Source organism: Paenibacillus sp. N3.4 (genome assembly GCF_008017805.1).
Lineage (GTDB): Bacteria > Bacillota > Bacilli > Paenibacillales > NBRC-103111 > Paenibacillus_E.
Map to the genome: position 1 here is coordinate 1 of NZ_VRTT01000187.1, position 1771 is coordinate 1771.

General features: G+C 43.7%; 2 protein-coding genes. Both read left to right on the top strand.

The genetic code is table 11. From position 1 onward, the window contains the following. Window positions 1–93 precede the first annotated feature (93 nt). Complete coding sequence (locus tag FU659_RS34835) at window positions 94–978, top strand: carbohydrate ABC transporter permease (protein WP_147951719.1); 885 nt, start codon at window positions 94–96, stop codon at window positions 976–978. A gap of 52 nt (window positions 979–1030) precedes the next feature. After that, on the top strand, window positions 1031–1771 hold a 741-nt coding region (locus FU659_RS34840; protein WP_222708726.1), incomplete at its 3' end, for an extracellular solute-binding protein.

The following is a 1771-nucleotide window of genomic DNA, read 5'->3' on the forward strand; positions in this document are numbered from 1 at the left end:
TAGTCCTAGTTTATTTACAAACTTTATTGTCGAAAAAAATTGATTCTGATAGTGGTTTGATGTAACCGATTTCGTAGGAAGGAGGTTCACCTGGTGAGAGAGTCATTTGGGGAACGTTTATGGTATTTCATTTTGAATGTAGGCATGCTGCTGGTATCGATCGTTACCTTGTATCCATTTTGGCATGTGCTGATGTATTCGTTGAGTGATCCAAAGCTAGCTATGGGTGGAGGGCTATTTTTATGGATGAAAGGTTTTTCTCTCACTTCATATGAGCTGCTGCTTCATAGCAAAGGGATTTATTATGCTTATGGAAACTCCATTTTCCGCTTAGTTATAGGAACTGCGATCAATATTGTGTTGACCGCCATGTTGGCTTACCCCCTATCCATTCGAAGATTTGTGGGAAGAAACTTCATAACGCTCATGATTTTTTTCACAATGCTGTTCAGCGGGGGGATGATCCCGACTTACTTGATTGTCAAAGAGCTCGGTTTGATCGATTCGATTTGGTCGCTCATTATCCCAAGCGCTCTCAGTGCATGGAACCTGATTATTTTAAAAAATTACTTTCAGAGCTTACCCGCCGAGCTCGAAGAATCGGCAAACATCGATGGAGCTGCTCCGATGCGCATTTTATTTTCGATCATCCTACCCGTTTCGGGTCCCGTCATCGCCGCAATCGCTTTATTTTACGGAGTAGCCCATTGGAACTCGTATTTTGATGCTATTCTTTACATCAACTCCGATGCCAAACAAGTACTTCAAGTGTTTTTGCGAACGATGCTGCAGAGCAGCTCGTTACAGCAGGTCCAGGGGACGGATAACTTTGCTGCCTCAATCGGATTGGTCACGGAAGAATCGGTCAAAATGGCTACGGTTGTTGTTTCCGTGATTCCGATGCTGATCGTGTATCCGTTTTGCAAAAATATTACGTCAAAGGCGTCATGGTTGGATCCATCAAAGGTTAGATTTTGAAGAGCGATAGGTATGCTCTACAAATAGATACATTACTTAGGGGGGTATATATATGGTGAAATTGAAGAAGACAGTCACTTTTAGTTTAATCAGCGTGATAATGATGAGTACGGTCGCTTGCTCTGTTCCAGGGACCACAGGCAAAGAAAGTAATAAACCAGGTGAAAGCAGCAAACCCGCAGCACCGGTAACGGTACGAATTTTGATCGACAAGACGACTAACTTTCCTGAAGATAACACGGTAGTCCAGGAAATCCGCAAAAGAACGGGTGTGAATGTCCAGTTTTTGGCCGTGGATGCTCCGGACTTGGAAACGAAATTAAATACGATGATCGCGTCAAATGATATGCCCGATGCGTTCCTGAACCCGAATAAAGCGAAAATCAAAGATCTGGTCAGTAATCAAGTGATTATTCCTATGGATGATTTAATGAAGACCTATGGGAAAAACGTTACGGAAAACAAGGGTTCCATATTAAAAGGCGCTGCTCAAGTTGATGGCAAAGTGTATGCCATTCCGCGTGGTTGGGGATTCGGAAACGCTTTGACCATTCGTAAAGACTGGCTGGATAAATTGAAGCTGCCCGTTCCGAAGACGATCGATGAATACTATACGGTGTTAAAAGCATTTGCCAATCAGGATCCTGATGGCAACGGTCAAAAAGATACGATCGGCGTTGGTGCTTACTTTGCGGGAGGAAAAGAGAGCGACGTATACAGTACGTTTTCTCATATCTTTGCAGCTTACGGCGTTCCGGTCGGAAGGGGCAAGCTGATTGACGGGAAAGTGATA